Raw genomic sequence first — 22,458 nt, forward strand, 5'->3', positions numbered from 1 at the left:
GAAATCTCCCCTAGTGGGGGCAGACGGCGAGGACGTTGACCGGCTTGAAGCCGTTGTCCGGATTCTCGGCGTAACGGCAGCCCAGATGGGAATCGTCGCGCTTGTGCATGATGTCGGTCTCGGAGCCGAGGTAGTGCGGACAATTGTTGTTGTTGCAGATGAGGATGACTCCCCAACCGGTCTCGGGAGGCGCCAGCCAGGCGTCCAGCCTTTTACCGCAATGCGGACAGTCCCTGTCGGGCAACTCCGTGACGATTCCGGCGTATTCGTGGATAACCATCTCTATCATCTCCTTATATGCGGCGGATCAGGCCGTCATTGATTCAATAAAGACAAGATAATCCCCCAACCCCGCTCGTCAAGTCCGGGGGGTGTTTTTTTTGCCTCCGGGCCTCCAGCCGTAGGCGAGTCTTCGAGCCCTACGGCTGGAGGCCCGGAGGCGCTACTCCCCTTCCAAATCCCGGAGGAGACGGAAGAGGGCGCGGGTGTCTTTGGGTGGTTTGTTGTTGGCCTTTTCGCGGCGCGCGCCGAGGGTCAGTTGGCGCAGGCGCTGGCCTTCTTCGGGGTGGCTGTCGAAGAGTTCCTGGAGCAGGTCGTCGTCGCCGTCCATCAGGCGGTCGCGCAGGTCTTCGATGTGTTGGAAGGCCTTGGTCTTGACCTCGTGCCCGCGATGGGCGGTCTCGACCAGTTCGCTGACGTGGGTGGTGTCGAAGGTGCGCATGAGCTTGCCCACGTACTGCATGTGGCGGCGTCTGGCCTCGTGCTTGGTCATGGTCTTGATGAGCAGCAGGGCCTTTTCCACTTCGGGCGGCAGGCCCGCTTCCTTGACCACTTTGTCGCCCAGCGCGGCCAGGTCGGCCCCGAGCTGTTGCAGGGCGGTCATGTCGCGTTTGAGCTGGGAGCGGCTCGGACGGTCTTCGATCTCGTCGAAGTCGGAGGGGAGGTAGGTCGGTTTCTTTTTAGCCATCAGTCTTTGAGCGGCGCGGCGGCCAGGTCGGTTTCAAGGGAGGCGTAGATGCGTTCCACGCCTTGGGTCATGGCTTTCACCAGGGTCTGGGGATCGGCGTCGGCCACGGGCATGCGTTGTGTGTAGGAGCCGGAGAAGACGATGGCGTTGTCCGGGGTGGATTCGTCCACCACGAAGAACTGCATCTCGACCACGGCGGCGGGTTGCTCGCCGGAATAGTCGCCGTACAGGGCGTTGACCACGCCTTCCAGGGTGAGGGAGGGAACGACCATGCTGCCCGGCTCGATGATGTGGCTGAACTGGCCGGATGCACGCAGCCAGTTGCGCAGCTCCGTGGTCAGCATGCTGCCGGGATTGACGAAGAACATGTTGTAGAAATCGGAGTCCACGCGCTCCTCGGCTCCACGGTAGACCAGTTCGCGGGTGTTGTAGAGGTCCGATACGGACAGCCGCCGGACCAGGAGGATGATGTCCCTGGGCGCATCGGCCTTTTGCGCGGTGCGTGTCGGGGAAATCTGGTAGTAGTGCTTTTCCAGTGGTTTCCCGCCCAGCTTGACGCAGGCCGAGACGGCCAGGGACGTGACCAGGAGGGCTATGAGAAGGTGGTGTCGTTTCATGGCGGTCACCGCTTAGTTGCTTTCGGGATGGGGTTTGTTCGGCGGGGTGCCGAAGATTACGCCGGACGGATACCGCTTGGCCTCGTCCGTGAGTTCCTTGACGTTCTCCATGACCTCCCTGGTGTCCTCGATGATGGACCGGACGTTGGCCTCCTGCGAGGCGGCCACGCCGTTGAGGCGGTTGACCAGGGCGTGGACCTTGGTCACGGCGGTGGCCAGGTCGGCCGAGGCCTTGGAGACGTTTTCCAGGGTCGGGGCGATCTCGGCCATGGCCTTGTCCATGCGCGGGTCGGTCAGGGTCTTGCTCAGGACCTGGGAGGCCTTGTTGAAGCTGGCGATGGCCGCCCGGGTCTCGGCCGCGGCATTGATGATGTCGTCGGCGGACTCCTTGGTGATGCGGTCGACGCTGGTCAGGATGGAGGCCGTTTTGGGGATGATGGTCTCGGCGGCCGGGTCGGAGAGCAGCTTGTCGGTCCGGGCCAGGATGCCCCGGGTGGACTGGAGGATATCGAGCATGCGGTCGCCCGCCTCCCTGCCGCCCTCGGTCTTCATGAAGTCGTTGATGGTCCCGACGATGGATTTGACGTCCTTGATGATCGATTCGAGATCTTCCTGCTTGAGGCTGCTCAGGGTCTTGCTGATGGTGGTCACGGCCTCCTCGACCCGGCTCAGGGTGGAGGGCACGGACGGGATGTACGCGTGCTGCGGGGTCCAGTCGATGGGCAGGGGCGGGTTGGACTTGGGGTCCTGGTAGACCGTGTTCAGGAAAAGCTGGCCGGTCAACCCCAGGGAAGTGGGCCGGATGCGCATGCCGCGCTCGGCGTCGCGGGCCACGTATTGGACGAAGTCCTTTTCGGTCAGGTTCTCGAAGAGGTCCGGGTTGATCTCGCACAGGACGTAGACGTAGCGGGCCTCGTCGTCGGTTGCTTCGGAATAGACGTTGGACACGAAGTTGATCTCGGCCACACGGCCCACCTGGACGCCGCGCAGTTTCACCGGGGAGCCCACGGACAGCCCGTTGACCGACTCATCGAAGTAGGTCTCCAGGGGGAAGGTGGTCTCGAAGAAGCGCCCGGCGCCGAGGATGACGACTACGGCCAGGAGCATGCCGGTGCCGAGTATGATGTACAGGCCCAGCTTGAAATAGTCTTTCGTGCGTACCATTGCCTATCCTTGAGCTGCCGGTTGTCGATCCGGTTCACGGTCGGGGGCGTCCGCGTCGGGCTGCCGGAGAAAGAAGCGCCGGACGGACGGGTTGTCCGAGGTGTCGCGCAGCACGCGCGGGTCGCCCTCGGCCACGATGGATTTGACTTCCTTGTCGAGCATGATAACCCGATCCGCTATTTTGTAAATGCTTTCCAATTCATGGGTGACGATGACGAAGGTGATGCCCAGGTTCTTGGACAGGTCCAGGATCAGCTCGTCCAGGGCCGCGCTGGAGATGGGGTCCAGCCCCGCGCCCGGCTCGTCCAGGAAGAGGATGCCGGGGTCGAGCGCCATGGCCCGGGCGATGGCCGCCCGCTTTTTCATGCCCCCGGACAGGGCGGCGGGCATCTTGAAGGCCGCGTTCTCCATGTCGACCATGGCCAGCTTGGACTTGGCGATGAGCTCGATGGCCTCCGGGGGCAGGTCGGTGAACTCCTCCAGCGGGAGCATGACGTTCTGGAGCACGGACATGGACCCGAAGAGCGCGCCCATCTGGTACATGACGCCGAATTTGCGGATGATCGCCTGGCGTGCGTCGCCCGATGCCGAGGTCAGTTCCTCGTCGCCGTACCAGACCTGTCCGGCCATGGGTTCGACCAGGCCGATCATGTTCTTGAGCAGGGTGGATTTGCCGCAGCCCGAGCCGCCGAGGATGATGAAGACCTCGCCGTGATTGATGTCGAAGGTGACGTCGTCCACGATGATGGTGCCGTCGTAGCCGCAGGTCAGGTTGCGCACGCTGATGACAGGAGTGTTTTCCATGCCCGCCGCCTAGAGATTCAGGTAGTAGAACGCCACGGCGAAGATGCCGTCCGCGAACGCGATGAGGATGATGCCCGAGACCACGGCGCTGGTGGTGGAGAGGCCGACCGCGCTGGCCCCGGACCGGGTCTGCATGCCGCGCAGGCAGCCCACGCCAGCCACCAGGAAGCTGAAGACCAGCCCCTTGAACATGCCGCCCCAGAAGTCGGACATGCCGACGTAGGAAAAGACGCGCGAGGTGAAGGTCACCAGGGGGTAGCCCAGGGAAAGCATGACCAGGGCGCCGCCCACCAGGCTGGCCAGGTTGAAGAACATGGTCATCAGCGGGACCATGAACATGGTCGCCAAAATTTTGGGGACCACCAGGAAGCGCATGGGCGAGAGGCCCATGGTGGTCAGGGCGTCCAGCTCCTCGTTGATCTTCATGGTCCCGATCTCGGCGGCGAAGGCCGAGCCGGACCGGGCGGCCAGGAGGATGGAGGTGACCAGCGGACCCATCTCGCGGAACATGACCAGGCCGAGCATGTTGGGCACGAATATCTCACCGCCGAACCGTTGCAGGCTGATGGCCGACTGGAAAGACATGATCAGTCCCATGAGGAAGCCGATGAGCACGATGATGAACATGGACTCCACGCCCACATTGATGCAGGCCAGGATGACGTCTTTCCAGCGCACCCTGCGCGGGTGGACGATCACCTGGGCGAGCAGGGAGACGGTTTCGCCCACAAAGGCGACCATCTCGCGGATGTTGCGCCATATCTCGCCGCCGCAGGCCTCCAGCGACTCGGACAGGGTGCGCCGTTCCCGATCCGCAGCCAGCATCTTGGGCAGCACGTTGTCCCAGGTCAGGGCCACCAGCTTGCGGTCCTCTTCGCGCAGGTTGTCCAGCGCCATGGCGGCGTCCCGGTCGGCGCACAGTTCCTTGAGCTTGAGCAAAAGAGCCACGCCCGCTCCGTCCATGTAGGTCACCCCCGCGCAGTCGGCGGTCAGCCGGGAAAACGCTTCCCCGGACGCGCCCTTGACGGCCTTGTCCCAGACCCCGGCGGTACCCGCCGCGTCCAGACGGCCGGACAGGGCCAGGACCAGTCCGTCGGCCCGGCTCGAGATGGAGACCCGTGCGTCGGTCCGGCTGCGGTTGTCGTTGGTGGCCATGCGGTGTTGTTCCTTGCTTGATTTCGGGGCTATGCGCCGAACATATCGGATTGTCAGAATATCCGAGGAGCCGTGAAAAGAAAAGTTGTATGTGAGGGGAGGTAACCCCGGAGACGGTGAGGCGCTTGACAGGGGGTGAAAAGAATATTATTTCTTTATTCTATGAATAACAGAAAGATTGACAAACTGGATTTGGAAATCCTGAACATCCTTCAGGAAGACGGAAAGGTTTCCAATGCCGAGATAGCCCGGAAGGTCGGCAAGGCTCCTTCCGCCGTGCTCGAGCGCGTGCGCAAGCTGAAGAAGAGCGATATCATCAAGGGCTATGAATGTATTGTCAACCATAAAGCTCTGGGGCGCGGGCTGACGGCCTTCACTTCCATTCGGGTGGAAGAGGGCGTGGGCGCCACCGAGGTCGGGCAGAAGCTGGCCGAGTTCCCGGAGGTTCTGGAAGTTCATTACACCGCAGGGCGGGATTCGTACCTGGTCAAGGTTCGGGTGGAAGACACCGAGGCCTTGCAGGCGACACTGGCGAAGTTCGGCACTCTCGGGCCGGTCAGGGACACCAATTCGACCATTGTCCTGACCACGGTCAAGGAGTCACGGGTCATTCCACTACCCCACGAAAAAGACTAGAACACAAGGAGTCAACAATGTCCGCTACACCGACCTCCCTGGACCCGAGAATCATCGCTCGGGGCAGGGAGTTTTTTTCGTCCATTACCGGCGAATCTCCTTCGGTTTTCAACAAAGGCTGGTGGACCGGAAAGGTCATGGATTGGGCCATGAAAAACGAGGATTTCAAGGTCCAGATGTTTCGATTTGTTGACGTTCTTCCGTACCTGAGCACATCGGAATCCCTTTCCCGCCATATCGAAGAATATTTTGCGGGCGAGGACTCCAACATCCCGGACGTGCTCAAGTGGGGGGCCACCAAGACCAAGTTCGGCGGCGGCCTGGTGGCCAAGGTCCTGAACAAGACCATCCGCTCCAACATCGAGTCCATGGCCCGCCAGTTCATCATCGGCCAGGAGGCCAAGGAGGCGGTCAAGGGCATCAAGAAGCTGCGCAAGGACGGGTTCGCCTTTGTCCTCGACCTGCTCGGCGAGGCCACCGTGTCCGAGGAGGAGTCCGCCGCCTACCGCGACGGCTACCTGGAGGTCCTGGACGCCATACATAAGGAATTGGACAAGTGGAAGCCGCTGGACGCTAGCGAGGGCGAACTGGACTGGGGCAACGCCCCCAAGGTCAACGTGGCGGTCAAGCCTTCGGCCTTCTACTCCCAGTCCAAGCCCGTGGACCTGGAAGGCACCGTGGATGGCATGGTCCACAGCATCGAGCCGGTCTACAAAAAGGTCATGGAGATGGGCGGGTTCATGTGCATCGACATGGAGCAGCTCAAGTACAAGGAAGCCACGGTGGAGCTGTACAAGCGGCTGCGTCTCAAGTACCCGGACTACCCGCATCTGGGCATCGTCTTCCAGGCCTATCTCAAGTCCGTGGACGAGGATGTCCGCCAGTTCATCGACTGGGCGCGCGAGGTCAATCTCCCGGTGTCCATCCGTCTGGTCAAGGGCGCCTACTGGGACTACGAGACCGTGCTGGCCAAGCAGAACGACTGGCCCGTGCCCGTCTGGACCCACAAGCCCGAGTCCGACATGGCTCACGAGCGCGTTTCCCGCTACATCCTCGAGAACCACGACATCTGCCATTTCGCCTGCGCATCGCACAACATCCGGACCATCGCGGCGGTCATGGAGAACGCGGCCGAGCTGAGCGTGCCCGAGGACCGTTACGAGTTCCAGGTCCTCTACGGCATGGCCGGGCCCGTGCGCAAGGGCCTCAAGAACGTGGCCAAGCGCGTGCGTCTCTATTGCCCCTACGGCGATCTGCTGCCCGGCATGGCCTACCTGGTCCGCCGGCTGCTCGAGAACACGGCCAACGAGTCCTTTCTCAAGCAGACCTTTGCCGACGAGGCGGACATGGACCGGCTCCTGGAAAATCCCGAGGAGACCCTGCGCCGCCAACTGGAGGACAAGTGCAGGACCGAGCCCGAGCAAAAGGAAGGGCTGCCCCGGTTCAAGAACTTCCCGCCCTCGGACTTCACCGTCCCGGCCGAGCGCGAGGCCTTCCCGGCGTCCATTGCCAAGCTTCGCGCCGCCATGGGCAAACAGGTCCCGCTGTACATCAACGGCCGCGACGTGACCACGGACGACACCCTGGACTCCTACAACCCGGCCAACCCGGCCGAGATCATCGGCTCCGTGTGCCAGGCGGGCGTGGCCGAGGTGGACGCCGCCGTGGAGGCCGCCCGCGAGGCGTATCTCTCCTGGCGCGACGTGGCCCCGGAGGAGCGCGCCGAGGTCCTGCTCAAGGCCGCCGCATATCTCAAGGCCAACATCCACGACCTGTCCGCCCTGCAGGTCCTTGAAGTGGGCAAGCAGTGGGATCAGGCCCAGGCCGACGTGGGCGAGGCCATCGACTTCCTCGAATACTACGCCCGCGAGATGATCCGCCTGGGCAAGCCCCGGCGCATGGGCCGGGCCCCGGGCGAGATGAGCCATCTCTTCTATCAGGGCAAGGGCGTGGCCGCGGTCATCGCCCCGTGGAACTTCCCCATGGCCATCTCCGTGGGCATGGTCTCGGCGGCCATCGTCTGCGGCAACCCCGTGGTCTACAAGCCCGCCGGGTCTTCCTCCTGTGTGGGCCGCGCCCTGGTCGACATGTGGCAGGCAGCCGGACTGCCCGGCGGCGTGTTCAACTACTGCCCCGGACGCGGCTCGGTCATGGGCGACCATCTGGTGGACCACCCGGACGTGGCCATCATCGCCTTCACCGGGTCCATGGAAGTCGGGTTGCGCATCCAGGAGCGCGCGGCCGTGGCCCAGCCCGGACAGCAGCAGTGCAAGCGGGTCATCGCCGAGATGGGCGGCAAGAACGCGACCATCATCGACGACGACGCCGACCTCGACGAGGCCGTGCTCGGCGTGCTCTATTCCGCCTTCGGCTTCCAGGGCCAGAAGTGCTCGGCCTGCTCGCGGGTCATCGTCCTGGACGCCATCTACGACCGTTTCGTCGGCCGCCTGACCCAGGCCGCCAAGTCCATCAAGCTCGGCCCGTCCGAGAACCCGGCCAACTACATGGGCCCGGTGGTGGACAAGGCGGCTCAGGAAAACGTCCTGCGCTACGTCAAAATCGCCGAGGAGGAGGGCAGGGTGTTGGTCAAGCGCAACGTGTCCGACGACCTCAAGGCCACCGGCGGCTGCTACGTGCCCCTGACCATCGTCGAGAACATCACCAAGGAACACCGCATCGCCCAGGAAGAGGTCTTCGGGCCCGTGCTCGCGGTCATGCGCGCCAAGGACATGGACGAGGCCCTGGACATCGCCAACTCCACCCGGTTCGCCCTGACCGGCGCCATCTACTCACGCAGCCCGCACAACCTGGAGCGGGCCTACAGGGAGTTCCGCGTGGGCAACCTGTACCTGAACAAGTACTCCACCGGCGCGCTGGTCGAACGCCACGCCTTCGGCGGATTCAAGATGTCCGGCGTGGGCTCCAAGTCCGGCGGACCGGACTACCTGCTCCAGTTCTTGGACCCGCGCATCGTCTGCGAAAACACCATGCGCCGAGGCTTCGCCCCCATCGAGGAGGACGACGACTGGCTGAGCTAGGCAGGCTCTAACGGTTACCAAAAAGTCCCGTCGGGTGCGCCCGGCGGGACTTTTTTTGCCTCCCTTCCCCTGGGCCCCCATCCCTCATCCCTCCTATATTTTTGGTTCCGCTTCGCGGGGTAGGGAGGGGCGAGAGAGGGGGAGGCTTCACTTTGCTTGGAGAGAAGAAGGAATGAGAGAGGGGAAAAAGGAGGAGGGGAGCAACTTTTTTTTATTTCCTATTTGGTTGCCGAATTCGGGTTTTCGACTTTTTCAATCATTTTGCGAGTCTTGATTGTGAAACTGAGTGCATACTCAGTTTTACCGATTTTTTTGACATAGTAGAATGTTACTCAGTATTAGGGAAAAAACTGAGTGAACACTCGGTTCGCTTGGGAAAAAAGGATCAAGGCATGAAGAAGAAGGAATCCATCCTCAAGGTCGCCACGTTCATGTTCGCGCACAAGGGGTTCGCGGACACGTCCGGGCAGGAGCTTGCCCGCCTCACCGGGGTGGCCGAGGGGACGATTTTCTACCACTTCAAGACCAAAGAGGGTCTGTTGCTGGCGATCCTGGAGAAGACCAGGGACGAGATAGTGGACCAGTTCGAACGGTTCTTTGAGAACAGGCCGTTCAAGTCCGGTCTCGAGATGACGGAGGAGGTCATCTCATTCTACCTCTATCTGGCGGGACTGATGGAAGACAAGTTCCTTTTGCTGCACCGTCACTTTCTCTACCAGTTCTCCGAGTCCAATCCGGAGTTCAGGGGGAATCTCGAGGATATCTACAATTGCCTCGTGGACATCTTCGAGAAGGCCATCGTGACGGGGCTGGAGGACGGCTCCATCAGCCAGGAAATCCTTCCCAGGAAATCGGCGCTCATTCTGTTCACGATGGCTGATGGTCTGGTTCGGTTCAAAAACTACAACCTGTACGATGCGGGCGCGCTGTTCAACGAGTTGATGCGGGCGTGCCGCAGGATGCTGCAGGCGTAATGCAAGGAAGAGGCTGCATGGTTTCACGAATATTCCCCTTTATCGGCTGGTTCAAAGGGTACAACATGGCGGCGTTCCGCGCCGATGCCATCGCGGGGCTGACCGTTGCCCTGGTGCTCATTCCGCAATCCATGGCCTATGCCCAGCTGGCGGGCATGCCCGCCTACTACGGCCTGTACGCGTCCTTCCTTCCCCCGCTGGTGGCCGCCCTGTTCGGCTCCAGCCGCCAGCTGGCCACCGGTCCCGTGGCCGTCGTCTCGCTCATGACCGCCGCCTCGCTCGAGCCCCTGGCCACGGCGGGCAGCGAGGGGTACATCGCCTACGCCATCCTGCTGGCCCTGATGGTCGGCATGTTCCAGTTCCTGCTCGGCGTGCTCAAGCTCGGCCTGGTGGTCAACTTCCTGTCCCACCCGGTGGTAAACGGCTTCACCAACGCGGCGGCCATCATCATCGCCTCTTCCCAGTTTTCCAAGATGTTCGGCGTCTACGTGGACGGCGCGGAGCACCACTATGAAACCATCATGCGCGTGGTCCATTCCGCCATCCATTACACTCATTGGCCCACCCTGGCCATGGGCGTACTGGCCTTCGGCATCATGGTCGGCCTCAAGCGCGTCAATCCCAAGATCCCCAACGTCCTGGTGGCCGTCGTCGTGACCACGGCCCTGTCTTGGGGGTTGGGCTTCAACCACGACACCAAGGCCTCGGTGGAGTCCATCCGCGTGCCCGCCGTGCACGAGGCCGTGGTCGGCTTCAACGCCGCCGTGGACGCCATGGACGCCCTGGCCCTGGAGCGCACCGCCCTGGGCAAGCGCATGGAAGAGGCCAAGGAGGGCGGCGACCCCATCGCGGTCCTGGATATCCAGCACGACCAGAACGTCATCGGCGTGAAGATGGCCGCCCTCAAGGAAAAGGCCCACGAGCTGCGCACCGCGCTCCGCGAGACCCTGCTCTCCGGCGTGGAAGAGGCCGGCGGCGGAATGCTCTTCTTCGCCCAGGGCGCGGTCCCGGACGGCATGACCGCCGATGGTCGGACCTGGCGCATCAAGGTCGGCAACACCAAGCTCGACGCCGCCTCTCTCAAGATGATGGGCGGCGGGGCCGTGGTCGGCACCGTGCCCTCGGGCATCCCGTCCATTACCATGCCGTCGCTGGACCTCAAGGTCATGCTGCACCTGCTCCCGTTCGCGGCGATTATCTCCCTGCTCGGCTTCATGGAGGCCATTTCCATCGCCAAGGCCATGGCCGCCAAGACCGGCCAGCGCCTGGACCCCAACCAGGAGCTCATCGGCCAGGGGCTGGCCAACATGATCGGCGCTTGCGGCAAGAGCTACCCGGCCTCGGGCTCGTTCTCGCGCTCGGCGGTCAACCTGCAGGCGGGCGCGGTCACCGGCATGTCCAGCGTGTTCACCTCGCTGATGGTCGTCATCGCGCTGCTCTTCTTCACCCCGCTGCTTTACCACCTGCCCCAGGCCGTGCTGGCCGCGGTCATCATGATGGCCGTCATCGGGCTGATCAACGCCTCGGGCTTCATCCACGCCTGGAAGGCCCAGTGGTATGACGGGGCCATCTCCATCCTGTCCTTTGTCTGCACCCTGGCGTTTGCGCCGCATCTGGACAAGGGCATCATGGTCGGCGTGGTCCTGTCCCTGCTGGTCTTCCTGTACAAGTCCATGCGCCCGCGCGTGGCCAACCTGTCCCGCACCGAGGACGAGTCCCTGCGCGACGCCACGGCCTTCGGGCTCAGGGAGTGCCGCCACATCTCCCTGGTCCGCTTCGACGGCCCGCTGTTCTTTGCCAACGCCAGCTTCCTGGAAGACCAGATTACCGAGCGGCTGATGGGCAACGACAAGCTCAGGCACATCATCATCGTGGCCAACGGCATCAATGACATGGACGCCTCGGGCGAGGAAGCCCTGTCCCTGATCGTCGACCGGGTCCGCTCCCGCGGACTGGACATCTCCCTGTGCGGGGTGAACGAGGCGGTCATGGCCGTACTCGAGCGCACCCACCTGCTGGAGAAGATCGGCAAGGACCACGTCTACGCGACCATGGAGAGCGCCATCTGCGCTACGCACGAGAGTGCCCACCGCGACGGCGACGAAGATAGCTGTCCCCTCACCACCGTTTGCCGCCTGGCCTAAAGGCGAGAAAAGGGAGTCAATATGTCAGTCATCACCGTTTTCAATGGACTGTTTTGCGAAGCCGGCGTGGTGGTCAAGCGCGTGATCGACGCCACGGACTGCAGGCTGGTAACCGACCAGGAGATCGTGGCCGACGCCGCGCGCCTGTCGGGCATGGCCGAGGACCGCATCGCCCGCGCCTTCCAGGCCAAGGGGTCGGTCTTCAACAGCTTCAGCCACGAGAAGGAGCAGGCCATCGCCTGGATGCGCCTGGCCGTGGCCAAGCGGCTGGTCGAGGACGAAAACCTGATCATCCCCGGGTTCGCCTCCCAGTTGCCCGATCCGGCCATCGGCCATATCCTCAAGGTCTGCCTGATCTCCGACCGCAAGGCGCGTGTGGCCGTGGCCGAGCGCGAGGAGGGGTTCGCCGACAAGCACGCCATGAAGCTCATCCGCAAGGACGACGAGGACCGCGCCGCCTGGGTCAAGGCCCTGCGCGAAGTGGACGACCCGTGGTCCGGCACCCTCTACGACCTGGTCCTGCCCGTGGCCTCCACCGGCGTGGAGCGCTCGGCCGACCTCATCGTCGAGCAGCTTTCCAATGCCGCGGTCAAGGTCACGGACAAGACCCGCGCGCAGGTGCAGGACTTCCTCCTGGCCGCCCGGGTGGAGACCGTGCTGGCCAAGGAAGGGCACAACGTCCAGGTCACGTCCAGCAAGGGCACCGTCACCCTGACCATCAACAAGCACGTCCTGCTGCTGGAGAAGCTGGAGCGCGAGCTCAAGTCCATCGTCTCCGGCGTGGAGGGCGTCAAGGCCGTGGAGGCCCAGGTGGGCAAGGGATTCCATCAGACCGACATCTACCGCAAGATGGACTTCGACGTGCCCTCCAAGGTCCTGCTGGTGGACGACGAGCGCGAATTCGTCCAGACCCTGTCCGAACGGTTGATGATGCGTGACATGGGCTCGGCCGTGGTTTATGATGGGGAGTCCGCCCTGAACCTGGTCAGGGACGACGAACCCGAGGTCATGATCCTCGACCTGAAGATGCCCGGCATCGATGGCATAGAGGTTCTGCGCCGCGTCAAGAGCGAGCACCCGAACATCGAGGTCATCATCCTGACCGGCCACGGCTCGGAGGCGGACCGCGAGGTGTGCATGGACCTGGGCGCGTTCGCCTACCTGCACAAGCCCGTGGACATCGACGTCCTGAGCGAGACGCTCAAGGCCGCCAACGAAAAGATCAGGGCCGAAAAGTAACTCCGGGAGCCGGGTGGCGTCATGGCATCAGTGATCGAGAAGATACGACCCCAGTTCTGGGATACGGAGAGCGACGGGGGAGCGGGCAAGAACCTGTTCAACTACCGCCGCATCTGGCGCTTCGCCATCATCCTGCTGGCGCTGGTGGCGCTGATCCCGCTGATGGTCATGGCCTTCATCGACTATAACGTCACCCGGCACTCCCTTGAATCCGAAAACCTCCTGCGTACGTCCAGGACCACCTCGAACACCCGGCGCACCGTGGCCTACTTCCTGGAGGAGCGGACCAAGGCCCTGGAGTTCCTGGTCCAGGACCAGGGCGTCGGCGCCCTGCGCGATAACAGGAACCTGGCCAAGGTGCTGGCTTCCCTGAAGCAGAGCTTCGGCGGGTTCGTGGACCTCGGTCTGATCGACGCCCGGGGGCGGCAGATCGCCTACATCGGTCCCTACGACCTGCTCGGCCGCGACTACAGCGGCCAGGAGGGGTTCGCCACGACCATGGCCCACGGCACCTACATCAGCCGGGTCTTCCTCGGGTTCCGCGACGAGCCGCACCTGGTGGTCTCGCGCAAGGTGCGCGACAGCCGGACCGACGAGGACTTCATTCTCCGGGCCACCCTGGACACGGACCAGTTCAACTCCATCCTGACCCAGCTCGACCTGCCCGGCGGGGGCGACGCCTTCGTGGTGGACCGCGAAGGAATCATCCAGACCCCGTCCAAGGAGCACGGCTCGCTGCTGACCAAGGTGGACCTGGCCATCCCCGGCTACTCCGACTCCACCCGCGTGGAGCAGGTCCGGGGCGGCGACGGCGAGGAGTACACCGTGGGCTACGCCTACATCCACGACACCCCGTTCATCGTGCTCGTGGTCAAGCGCACCCGCGAACTGATGAAGCCGCTGCAGACCATCCGCATGGAACTGCTCTGGATCCTGATCACCAGCATCGTCGTCATCCTGCTGGTCATCGTGGGCGTGGCCACCTACCTGGTCAACAAGGTCTACATCGCGGACCAGACCAGGGCGAGGACCCTGCACCGCATGGAGCACACCAACCGCATGGCCTCCATCGGGCGGCTGGCGGCGGGCGTGGCCCACGAGATCAACAACCCGCTGGCCATCATCAACGAGAAGGCCGGGCTGATCCGCGACCTGTTCGTCTACAAACAGGAGTACGCCCACGACGAACGGCTGCTGGCCAACATCGACTCCATCCTCAACTCGGTGTCCCGCTGCGGCAAGATCACCAAGCGGCTGTTGAGCTTCGCCCGGCACATCGACGTGGAGATGGACGAGATCGAGTTCAAGGGGTTGGCCGACGAGGTCATCGACTTTCTGCGCAAGGAGGCCGAGTACCGGTCCATCACCATCGACATGGACGTCCCGGAAAAGTTGCCCCCGTTCATCTCGGACCGGGGCAAGCTGCAGCAGATATTCCTCAACCTGGTGAACAACGCCTTCCAGGCCATGAACGACGGGGGGCACCTGTCCATCACGGCCCGCGAGACGGCCTGCGACCAGTTGGTCTTCACCGTGGAGGACGACGGCTGCGGCATCCCCGAAGCGGACATCAAGCGTATTTTCGATCCGTTCTTCTCCACCAAGAAGAAGACCGGCGGCACGGGACTCGGGCTGTCCATCACCTATGGCCTGGTCCAGGAGCTGGGCGGGGCCATGACCGTGGAGAGCAAGGTGGGCGTGGGCACGACCTTCACCATCATCATGCCCCTCAAGGGGGCCAAGACCGAAGACAAGACGGGCAAGGCATAACATGAAAGTACTTTTGGTAGACGACGAAGTGGAACTGGTTTCCGCCATGGCCGAACGACTCGGATTCCGGGACGTGGACGCGGACTGGACGGACAGCGGAGAGTCGGCCCTGGCCATGGCCGAGGAGACCGATTACGACGTGGCCGTCCTGGACATGAAGATGCCCCGGCTGAGCGGCCTGGAACTCATGGAGCTGCTGGCGGAACGGCATCCGGACATGAAGTTCATCTTCCTGTCCGGCCACGGATCGGAAGCGGATTTTAAGGCGGGCTGCGCTGCAGGCTGCAACTACTTGATCAAGCCCATCCAGCTTGAGGACCTCGTAGCTCTGATCCACAAGGTGGCGGCGTAACCGCCAAGGAGACCCTATGAGCCGGACCCAATGCGAACCCCGTGAGGGACTGCGATTTTTCGGGCGCATCAGCGCGTCCGTGTCCCACGAGATCAAGAACGTGTTCGCCGTGATCAACGAGGCGGCCGGCCTGATCGAGGATTTCACGCTCATGGCCGAGCGCGGCATGCCCCTTCAGCCCGATCGGCTCAAGGGCGCGGCCAACACCATCCAGGGCCAGATCCGGCGCGGCGACGCCATCGTCAAGAACATGAACGCGTTCGCCCATTCCACCGACGAGGACGTCCGCGAGGTGAACCTTGTCGAGGCCCTGAGGCTGGCGGCGGACCTGACCGCCCGTTTCGCCGACATGCGGCAGATCAAGCTGACCCTGGGCGAGAGCGCGCCCGTTTCCATGGTCGCCTGCCCCTTTGATCTGACGCGGCTGCTGCACTCCTCAATAGTGGCGGCCTTCGATTCCATGCAACCGGGCGACACGCTGGCGGTCAGCGTTTCCCCCGACGACGGCGGCGCATCGTTCTCCCTTTCCGTGCCCGGAAAGGATGCGCCGTTGAAGAATGACGAACCGTTCGCCGAACTGGCCCGGGCCATGAATGCCCGCGTCGAGGTGGACGAAAAGACCGGGACGAGCCAGTTGCTGCTTGCGGACAAGGGCGCTCCCGCGTAAGACAACATTCATACCAGATCGGAGAAGAAAAAATGGCAGAAAAAGTACTGCTTATCGATGATGAAGTGGAATTCCTCGAGGCCCTGTCCGAACGGATGGAAATCCGGGGCATGGATGTGACCACGGCCGAGACCGCCAGTGCGGCGGTCAGCGCGATCAATTCCGGCGATTTCGACGCCATCGTGCTGGACCTGCAGATGCCGGACATGAACGGCATCGACATGCTCAAGGTCATCCGGAAGACCAACCCCGACATGCAGGTCATCCTGCTCACGGGCCAGGCCACCCTGGAGGCGGGCATTCAGGCCATGAAGCTCGGCGCCATGGACTTCATGGAGAAGCCTGCGGACATCGACGCCCTGACCGACAAGATCAAGAAGGCCCAGGCCAAGAAGATGGTCATCGTGGAGAAGAAGACCGAGAAGAAGGTCAACGACATCCTCAAGTCCAAGGGCTGGTAGGCCGCTGTCCCCAAAGTCGAAAAAAAGGCTGCCGGGATTATCCCGGCAGCCTTTTTTCGTCTCTTGCCGTGACGCTCAGTCCTGAAGGTGCAGGCTCATGGCGTGCCATGCGACGCCGCCGTGGGTGGATGCGGACAGGCCGTCGTCGGTGAAACCGAAGCGGGCGTAGAAGGGCAGAAGCTCCTCCTTGCACAACAGCTTGATGTCGGTCTTGCCCATGTCCCCGGCGTGCTCGATGAAATTGGTCAGCAGCTTCTCGGCGATGCCGCGCTTCTGGAAATCCGGATGCACGGACAGGGAGAAGATGACCAGGTGGCGGCCCTCCGGGTCGTGCCCGATGAGCTGCTTGAACTCCTCGTCCGTGATGTCGTCCTTGTCGGTTGCGCCCGAGTTCACCTGGGCGATCACGCGGCCTTCCCATTCGGCCACCAGGAAGCCCTCGGGGTAGAGCTCGATGCGGTTGCGCAGGCTGCTCGCCCAGGCCGCCTCGGCGGGCGGAAAACAATTGACCTCAATGGTATGGCAGGCGGGCAGGTCGTCCATGTCCGCGTGGCGTATGGTCAGGCCTTTCATGATCAATCCAGCTCCACGCCCTCAAGGGCGGTTTCGAGTTCTTCCCAGGTCTCATAGGCGATTTCAAGATCGGACTCAAGGGTTTCCAGCCGCTTTTGGTCGTCCGCCATTACCTCGCCGGAATTCTTGTAATAATCAGCGGAACCCATGCGCTCCTGCAGGGTGCCGAGCTCGGTCTCGAGCGCCTCGATGCGGGCGGGCATCTTCTTGAGTTCCTCGCGCTTTTTCTCCAGCTCGAACTTTTCCTTGTAGCTCAGCTTCCGCTTGGTGGGGGCAGCTTTCATCGGTTCGGATTCGGGCTCGGTCCTGGGCTTGCACGCCTTGGCCGGGGCCGGGGGGGTGGAGGGCCGCTGGCGGAGCCAGTCGTCGTAGCCGCCCACGTATTCGGCCACCCGGCCGTCGCCCTCGAAGGCGATGGACGAGGTGACCACGTTGTTCAGGAAGTCGCGGTCATGGCTGACCAGCAGCAGGGTGCCGGGGTAGTCCATGAGCAGCTCTTCCAGGAGGTCCAGGGTCTCGGCGTCCAGGTCGTTGGTCGGTTCGTCCATGACCAGGACGTTGGACGGGCGGGTGAACAGCTTGGCCAGGAGTAGCCGGTTGCGCTCGCCGCCGGACAGCACGCTGACAGGGACCTTGGCCCGGTCCGGGGTGAACAGGAAGTCCTTGAGATGGGACATGACGTGGCGGCGGTGGCCGTTGATGTCCACGAAGTCGTTGCCCTCGGCCACGTTGTACCGGGCCGACCGGGTCTCGTCGAGCTGGAGGCGCAGCTGGTCGAAATAGTTGATCTGCAGGTTGACCCCGTGGCGCACGCTCCCGGACTGCGGCGTGAGTTCACCGAGCAGGATCTTGAGCAGGGTGGTCTTGCCCGCGCCGTTGGGCCCGATGAGCCCGACCTTGTCCCCGCGCATGACCGTGGTGGAGAAGTCCGCGATGAGCGGCTTGTCGTCGAATCCGAAGCAGAGGTCCCTGGCCTCGATGACCAGCTTGCCCGTGCGCTCGGCCTCCTGGATGACCATTTTGACCGAGCCCACGCGCTCCCGCCGGGCGTTGCGTTCCTCGCGCATCTTCCGCAGGTCGCGAACGCGGCCCATGTTCCGGGTGCGTCGCGCCTTGATGCCCTGGCGAATCCAGGTCTCTTCCTCGGCCAGCTTGCGGTCGAAGTTGTGGTTCTGCTTGGCCTCTGCGGACAGGGCCTCATCCTTGCGTTCGAGATAGGTCTCGTAGTCGCACTCCCAGCTGGTCAGCCGCCCACGGTCCAGTTCCACGATGCGCGTTGCCAGCCGCCGCAGGAAGGCGCGGTCGTGGGTGACGAAGAGCAGGGCCGCGCTCTGGCGCAGCAGGAAGTCCTCGAGCCAGGAGATGGAGTCGATGTCCAGGTGGTTGGTGGGCTCGTCCAGGATGAGCAGGTCCGGGTTCGAAACCAGGGCGCGGGCCAGGAGCACGCGGCGCTTGGTGCCGCCGGACAGGGAAGCGAAAAGGTCGTCGCCGTCGAGCTTGAGGTGCGACAGCACGGTCTCGATGGCCTGGTGGTGCGGCCAGCCACCGGCGTCCTCCAGGGCGTGCTGGGCGCGCTCCAGGCGGTCCACCAGCTCCTGGTCCGGGTCCGGGGATTCGGCCAGGGGGTGTGAGGCGTCGTGGTAGGCAGCCAGGTGTTCACCTACCTGGCCCAGCCCTTTGGCCGTGATGTCGTAGACCGTGCCCTCCAGGGCCTGGGGGACCTCCTGGGGGAGCATGGCCACGCGGCAGCCGCGCTGGTAGTCCACGGATCCGGTGTCCGGCGGGGTGATCCCCTCGATGATGGACAGCAGGGTGGACTTGCCTTCGCCGTTGCGGCCGAGCAGGCAGACGCGCTCGCCCGGCTCGATCTGCATGGACACCTTGTCCAGCAGCACCGTGCCGGTGAAATTGATGGAAATATCTCGTAAACTGACCAGGGCCATGGCGTCGCTCAAAGAAAAGGGGCTGCGGACAGCCCCGTTGATGGTTGGTTTAGCCGCAGGCGTCCTGGAACGCCTTGTGCCGCTCGCCGTAGGGCGGATACTTGAAGAACGCCGAACCGGAAACGAGCACGTCCACACCCGCATCGGTCAGCTCGCGCGCGTTGTCCAGGGTCACGCCGCCGTCGATCTGGATCAGGGTGTCGGCTCCGGTCTCGTCGATCATGGCCTTGAGGTCGCGGACCTTGTCCAGGCAGAAGGGGATGAACTTCTGGCCGCCGAAGCCCGGGTTCACGGACATGACCAGGACCATGTACAGCTGCGGCAGGAGATAGCGGATGGCCTCGGGCGGAGTGTGCGGATTCAGGGCCACGGCGGGCTTGGCCCCGGTCTCGGCGATCTGGGCGCAGACCCGCTCCAGGTGCGTGCACGCTTCGGCGTGGACGCAGATCAGGTCGGCCCCGGCGTCGGCGAACTCGCCTATGTACCGGCCCGGATCGTTGACCATCAGGTGGCAGTCGAAAAAGAGTTTGGACTTGGCGCGCATGGCCTTGATGATCGGCGGTCCGAAGGTGATGTTGGGCACGAACATGCCGTCCATGACGTCCAGATGGACCCAGGACAGGCCCGCGGTTTCCAGGGCTTTCAACTCGGCTTCCATGTTGGCGAAGTCCGAGGAGAGCATGGAGGGGGAAAGTATCATTCGCGTCGCTCCGCTTGGTGGTTTTGCTGGCAAAGGTGTACCCGCTCGCGGATGGGACCGCAAGTCTTTCGAGACAGCGGTTCCGGCTGCCCGGCAAATAATCATTTTTACGGCTTGAAAAATGCGGTAAGAATCCCCGTATGGGTATGCTCAAGGTGAGAAAAATCCTTCCAGTGCTGTTTTTGGGGCTGTTCACCGTGTTCGCGTCGCCCGAGGTCGCTTGGGCCGAGCATGTCCGTTTTTACGTGGACGGGCTGCCTCCCTACGCCGTGCTGCACGACAACGGGCCGCCTTCGGGGTTCGCCGTGGAGCTGATGGGGCGGCTGATGCACTCGGTCGGCGAACATTTCGCCCCCACCGACATCAAGGTGATGACCTGGGCGCGGGCGGTCCATGAGGTGGAGGTCAAGCCGGGCACCGCCCTGCTCGTGCTGGCCAGGCTCCCGGAGCGGATCGACCGCTTCAAGTGGGTCGGCCCGCTGGACACGCTCCCCATCGGGGTCTTCGCGCGCAAGGACTCAGGCATCAAGATCGAGAAACTGAGCGACCTGAAACGATACACCATCGGCATGGTCCGCAACACGGCTCCTTACCGGGTCCTGATCAAGGCCCTGCCCGAAATCTGGCAGAACATGGTCATGCTCAGCGCCATCCCCGCCCAGCTCAGGATGCTCAGGGAGGGAAGGGTGGATCTGATCGTCCAGGCCATCGGCGCGTCCAACCGGCTCATGGACGAAGAGGGCATGGCCAAGGACGACTATACCGTGGTCTACCGTTTCGAACCGCTGCAGATATATTTCGGATTCAACAAGAGTACGGACGACGGATTGATCCGTCGGCTCCAGTCGGCCCTGGACCGGTTCAAGGAAGTGGATTCGTCAGGGACCAGCCCCTACGGCCGGATGCGGGAATCGTTTTTCGGCAAGGTCCCGTCTTCCGTCGGGGAGAACGGGGCGGAGTGAGGCCTGCGGTCGGTCAGGGCTGGTTCTGGACGAGCCGTTCGGCGGTGAAGCCGAGCAGTCCGCCGAGGACCAGGGCGATGGCGAGGACCTGGAGCACGCCCAACACGCTGCCGGGATGGAGCAGGATGCACACGGGCAGGGAGGTCAGCATCGCGATGAGCATGCCCGTGGCCCAGCTCTCCAGCGGCATGCGCGCGTAGGCGATGACGATGCTCAGGCCCAGCCAGTGGAGCAGGGTGGCGGCCACGGGCTGCCAGGCCGAGGACAGAAAGACCATGGGGATGGCGTTCAGGATGCCGGCGGCCAGCCCGAGCAGCAGAATCTTGTACAACTTGTGCATGGCCTCGGGACTCCCTACTTGTCCATCTTGAAATCGACCTTGATCTTGAACAGCTTGTCCGCCGGGAGGTTGAGCACCTTGATGCCCGTGGCCTCGGTGATGGAGGCCAGGATGCTCTCCACCGCGTCCATGTCCGGGGCGATGAGCGCGAACCAGACGTTGAACTCGTTCTCGCGCAGATAGTTGTGCGTCACCCCGTCGTGCTTGTTCACCTCGGCCACGAACTCGTCGAGCTTGTCCTCGGGCACGCTGGCCGCGCACAGGGTGGACTGCCAGCCCAGGGACTGGGACGAGAAGTTCGCCCCCATGCGCCGGATCAGCCCGGATTCCTTCATGGCCCGCACCCGCTCAAGCACCTCTGCCTCGGTCAGACCGACCTGCTTGCCGACCTCCTCGTAAGGGCGTGAAGCGAGCGGGAAATGGGACTGGATGATGTCGAGTATCTGCTTGTCGTATGCGTCCATGGGGATAATGCCTCCGGCGGCCAGAGGGAAAACTTTTGAAATAGTTTTCCCTCTGGACTCCCTTTCAAAACTTTTTATCGCGCCTTCGGCGGGTTGCGTCCGGTCACGGTGAATTCTCTTTCAAAAAACAGCTTCAGGTCAAGCGATCCAACCTGACATCCCACCCCGCCCTCCGCGAAGCGATACAAAAAGTTTAGGAGGGTTGAGGGGATGGGGGTCCGGGGGAAGGGGAGAAGGGAAGCCCTTTTCAAAGGGTTCCCTTCTCCCCTTCCCCCGGCCGCCGGAGGCTTACGCCTTCGGCTTTTTTTTCGGGGTGTAGGAGCACAGGGGCTCTTCTTTGAGATAGTGGCCCTTCATGGTCTGGGCTCGGGCGCGGCAGCCGCCGCAGACCTTTTCGTATTCGCAGTGCCCGCACTTGCCGTCGTAGACCTCGGGGTTGCGCAGGTTGAGGAACTGCGGGGATTTCTTCCAGATATCCGGGAAGGGAATGTCGCGGACGTTGCCGCAGTCCAGTTCCAGGTAGCCGCACGGCTGGACCTGGCCACGGTGGGAGATGAAGCAGAACCCGATGCCGCCCAGGCAGCCGCGCGAGACAGCGTCCAGGCCGAAGTTCTCGAAGTTGACCGGAACGCCTTCCTCCTTGGCCCGCTGGCGCAGGATGCGGTGGTAGTGGGGCGCGCAGGTGGCCTTGAGCTGCATGTTGGTGGTCTTGCGGAAATCGTAGAACCAGTTGAGCACGTCCTCGTACTCCTCGGCGGTGATGATCTCGGTGCCGAGCTCCACGGCCCGGCCCGTGGGCACGAGCAGGAAGATGTGCCAGGCGGACGCGCCGATCTTCTCGCAGAGATGGAAGATGTCCTTGAACAGGTGCAGGTTGTTCTTGGTCACCGTGGTGTTGATCTGGAACTCGATGCCCACGTCCTTGAGATACTGGATGCCGCGCATGGAGGCGTCGAACGCGCCGAGCTCGCCTCGGAACTCGTCGTGCTGGGTTGCCTCGGGCGCGTCGATGGAGATGGAGCAGCGTTCGATGCCCGCTTCCTTCATCTTCCGGGCGGTCTCCGGGGTGATCAGCGTGCCGTTGGGGGCCATGACGCAGCGCATGCCCTTGTTCTTGGCGTAGGCGATCAGCTCGTAGACGTCGGCCCGCATCATGGGCTCGCCGCCGGTGAAGATGATGATCGGGGAGCCCACATCCGGGAAGGTGTCGATGAGCGCCTTGGCCTCAACGGTGGACAGCTCGCCCTCGTAGGGCTCGGGGTGCGCCTCGGCCCGGCAGTGCTTGCAGGCCAGGTTGCAGGATCGGGTCACTTCCCAGGCAATGAGCCGACAGATGGGGGTGACGCCGTCGTCGAGGTACTTCTTGGGCGCGTGTTCCGCGCCGGGGTGCATCTTGCCGTGGGGGTGCCCGCCGGGGTGTCCGCCGGGATGGCCTTCGGGCGGGCAGCCGGTCATGGAGCCGGGATGGCCTTTTGGATGTTCGCTCAT

The 22,458-nt window shown here is 63.2% G+C and carries 22 protein-coding genes; 10 read left to right on the top strand and 12 right to left on the bottom strand.

Annotated features, from left to right (window positions below; genetic code table 11):
- Positions 1–10: 10 nt before the first annotated feature.
- The 6 genes from ACR42D_RS06435 to ACR42D_RS06460 form a co-directional block, all read right to left on the bottom strand.
- Entirely contained in the window at positions 11–280 is a 270-nt protein-coding gene (locus ACR42D_RS06435) for a hypothetical protein (protein ID WP_484566011.1), read from the bottom strand.
- A gap of 162 nt (positions 281–442) precedes the next feature.
- Positions 443–967: a ribosome biogenesis factor YjgA gene (gene yjgA, locus ACR42D_RS06440; RefSeq protein ID WP_484566012.1), complete on the bottom strand. Its 525-nt coding sequence runs from the start codon at positions 965–967 to the stop codon at positions 443–445.
- Positions 967–1,584: an ABC-type transport auxiliary lipoprotein family protein gene (locus ACR42D_RS06445; RefSeq protein ID WP_484566013.1), complete on the bottom strand. Its 618-nt coding sequence runs from the start codon at positions 1,582–1,584 to the stop codon at positions 967–969. The genes yjgA and ACR42D_RS06445 overlap by 1 nt, the downstream gene beginning before the upstream one ends.
- A gap of 12 nt (positions 1,585–1,596) precedes the next feature.
- On the bottom strand, positions 1,597–2,748 hold the full coding sequence (locus ACR42D_RS06450; RefSeq protein WP_484566014.1) for an MlaD family protein: 1,152 nt from the start codon (positions 2,746–2,748) through the stop codon (positions 1,597–1,599).
- Positions 2,749–2,751: 3 nt separating this feature from the next.
- Positions 2,752–3,552, bottom strand: a complete 801-nt coding sequence (locus ACR42D_RS06455; RefSeq protein WP_484566015.1) for an ABC transporter ATP-binding protein — start codon at positions 3,550–3,552, stop codon at positions 2,752–2,754.
- 9 nt (positions 3,553–3,561) lie between these two features.
- Positions 3,562–4,707, bottom strand: coding sequence for an ABC transporter permease (locus ACR42D_RS06460; protein ID WP_484566016.1), 1,146 nt, complete (start codon positions 4,705–4,707; stop codon positions 3,562–3,564).
- 162 nt (positions 4,708–4,869) lie between these two features.
- On the opposite strand from ACR42D_RS06460, the gene ACR42D_RS06465 reads away from it, so the two are divergent.
- The 9 genes from ACR42D_RS06465 to ACR42D_RS06505 all read left to right on the top strand — a co-directional run bounded on the left by ACR42D_RS06465 (position 4,870) and on the right by ACR42D_RS06505 (position 15,988).
- Complete coding sequence (locus ACR42D_RS06465) at positions 4,870–5,343, top strand: Lrp/AsnC family transcriptional regulator (protein ID WP_484566017.1); 474 nt, start codon at positions 4,870–4,872, stop codon at positions 5,341–5,343.
- A gap of 17 nt (positions 5,344–5,360) precedes the next feature.
- On the top strand, positions 5,361–8,381 hold the full coding sequence (locus ACR42D_RS06470; protein WP_484566018.1) for a proline dehydrogenase family protein: 3,021 nt from the start codon (positions 5,361–5,363) through the stop codon (positions 8,379–8,381).
- Positions 8,382–8,773: 392 nt separating this feature from the next.
- Positions 8,774–9,355 carry a TetR/AcrR family transcriptional regulator gene (locus ACR42D_RS06475; protein WP_071546679.1) on the top strand — a complete coding sequence of 194 codons (582 nt, stop codon included), beginning with the start codon at positions 8,774–8,776 and terminating at the stop codon, positions 9,353–9,355.
- Positions 9,356–9,372: 17 nt separating this feature from the next.
- On the top strand, positions 9,373–11,499 hold the full coding sequence (locus ACR42D_RS06480; protein WP_484566019.1) for a SulP family inorganic anion transporter: 2,127 nt from the start codon (positions 9,373–9,375) through the stop codon (positions 11,497–11,499).
- A 21-nt stretch (positions 11,500–11,520) separates the two neighbouring features.
- Positions 11,521–12,738 (top strand): cytidylate kinase-like family protein, encoded by a 1,218-nt coding sequence (locus tag ACR42D_RS06485; RefSeq protein WP_484566020.1) that lies wholly within the window; start codon positions 11,521–11,523, stop codon positions 12,736–12,738.
- 21 nt (positions 12,739–12,759) lie between these two features.
- Entirely contained in the window at positions 12,760–14,508 is a 1,749-nt protein-coding gene (locus tag ACR42D_RS06490) for a sensor histidine kinase (protein ID WP_484566021.1), read from the top strand.
- Position 14,509: 1 nt separating this feature from the next.
- Complete coding sequence (locus ACR42D_RS06495) at positions 14,510–14,860, top strand: response regulator (protein WP_484566022.1); 351 nt, start codon at positions 14,510–14,512, stop codon at positions 14,858–14,860.
- A 16-nt stretch (positions 14,861–14,876) separates the two neighbouring features.
- A complete protein-coding gene (locus ACR42D_RS06500; protein ID WP_484566023.1) occupies positions 14,877–15,527 on the top strand; it encodes a sensor histidine kinase in 651 nt (216 codons plus the stop codon).
- A 32-nt stretch (positions 15,528–15,559) separates the two neighbouring features.
- Complete coding sequence (locus tag ACR42D_RS06505; RefSeq protein WP_484566024.1) at positions 15,560–15,988, top strand: response regulator; 429 nt, start codon at positions 15,560–15,562, stop codon at positions 15,986–15,988.
- A 75-nt stretch (positions 15,989–16,063) separates the two neighbouring features.
- On the opposite strand, the gene ACR42D_RS06510 is transcribed toward ACR42D_RS06505, so the two are convergent.
- The 3 genes from ACR42D_RS06510 to rpe are packed head-to-tail and all read right to left on the bottom strand — an operon-like array spanning position 16,064 to position 19,204.
- Entirely contained in the window at positions 16,064–16,561 is a 498-nt protein-coding gene (locus ACR42D_RS06510) for a GNAT family N-acetyltransferase (protein ID WP_484566025.1), read from the bottom strand.
- 2 nt (positions 16,562–16,563) lie between these two features.
- Positions 16,564–18,504, bottom strand: a complete 1,941-nt coding sequence (locus ACR42D_RS06515; protein ID WP_484568444.1) for an ATP-binding cassette domain-containing protein — start codon at positions 18,502–18,504, stop codon at positions 16,564–16,566.
- A gap of 49 nt (positions 18,505–18,553) precedes the next feature.
- Positions 18,554–19,204 (bottom strand): ribulose-phosphate 3-epimerase, encoded by a 651-nt coding sequence (gene rpe, locus ACR42D_RS06520; RefSeq protein ID WP_484566026.1) that lies wholly within the window; start codon positions 19,202–19,204, stop codon positions 18,554–18,556.
- Positions 19,205–19,344: 140 nt separating this feature from the next.
- On the opposite strand from rpe, the gene ACR42D_RS06525 reads away from it, so the two are divergent.
- Positions 19,345–20,166: a substrate-binding periplasmic protein gene (locus ACR42D_RS06525; RefSeq protein ID WP_484566027.1), complete on the top strand. Its 822-nt coding sequence runs from the start codon at positions 19,345–19,347 to the stop codon at positions 20,164–20,166.
- A gap of 13 nt (positions 20,167–20,179) precedes the next feature.
- Here ACR42D_RS06525 and ACR42D_RS06530 read toward each other — a convergent pair whose 3' ends face one another.
- The 3 genes from ACR42D_RS06530 to ahbD form a co-directional block, all read right to left on the bottom strand.
- The gene (locus ACR42D_RS06530) at positions 20,180–20,506 is read right to left on the bottom strand and encodes a hypothetical protein (protein WP_484566028.1); all 327 of its coding nucleotides are present in this window, start codon (positions 20,504–20,506) and stop codon (positions 20,180–20,182) included.
- Positions 20,507–20,520: 14 nt separating this feature from the next.
- On the bottom strand, positions 20,521–20,970 hold the full coding sequence (ahbA, locus tag ACR42D_RS06535) for a siroheme decarboxylase subunit alpha (RefSeq protein ID WP_484566029.1): 450 nt from the start codon (positions 20,968–20,970) through the stop codon (positions 20,521–20,523).
- Between the two features lie 288 nt (positions 20,971–21,258).
- Positions 21,259–22,458, bottom strand: a complete 1,200-nt coding sequence (gene ahbD, locus ACR42D_RS06540) for a heme b synthase (protein WP_484566030.1) — start codon at positions 22,456–22,458, stop codon at positions 21,259–21,261.

The sequence above is a fragment of the Pseudodesulfovibrio sp. lm2024 genome (genome assembly GCF_051175575.1).
GTDB lineage: Bacteria > Desulfobacterota > Desulfovibrionia > Desulfovibrionales > Desulfovibrionaceae > Pseudodesulfovibrio > Pseudodesulfovibrio caledoniensis.